The sequence below is a fragment of the Streptomyces sp. AC627_RSS907 genome, from assembly GCF_019049165.1.
Genome location: NZ_JAGMUE010000237.1, coordinates 1 through 568, shown reverse-complemented (window position 1 = coordinate 568; position 568 = coordinate 1). Strand labels below are relative to the sequence as shown.

General features: G+C 75.4%; 1 protein-coding gene. It reads right to left on the bottom strand.

What is annotated here, in order from left to right:
* On the bottom strand, positions 1-568 hold a 568-nt coding region (locus KUM32_RS32795), incomplete at both ends, for an ABC transporter permease subunit (protein ID WP_217145579.1).

Sequence of the window (568 nt, the reverse complement as noted above, 5' to 3'; positions counted from 1 at the left end):
GCAACCAGTCGACGGTACGGGCGAGTTGTTGGGCCGCGGGCGCCACGGCGTTCGGCAGCGCGTGGGCGTAGCACACGCGGGCCCCGCTGACCCCGTAGCGGCGGGCCTGCGCGGCGTACGGGGCGGCCAGCGCGTCGATCATGCCGGCGCGGACCAGCCGGCTGATGGAGCACACCGGTCGCGACAGCAGTACGAGGACCGGCAGCACCAGGACGGTGGGGTGGGCCAGCAGGTCGGTGCCGTACCCGACCGCGGTCGGTGGCAGCCAGTCCAGGCGCAGCGCGAAGACGGTGACCAGGAGCACGCCGAACGCGAACTCCGGCACCGCGTACACGCCCAGCGTCACCGAGCTGATGAGCCGGTCGAGGGCGCCGCCCTCGCGGCGGGCGGCGAGCACGCCGAGCCCGACCGAGATCGGGACCAGCAGCGCCACCGTGAGCGCCGCGAGCAGCAGCGTGGGCCCGAAGCCGGCGGAGAGGTAGTCGGCGACGGGTCGGCCGGACGCCAGCGAGGTGCCGAAGTCGCCGTGGAGCAGCCCGCCGGTCCAGTCCGCCAGCCGCTCCAGGGC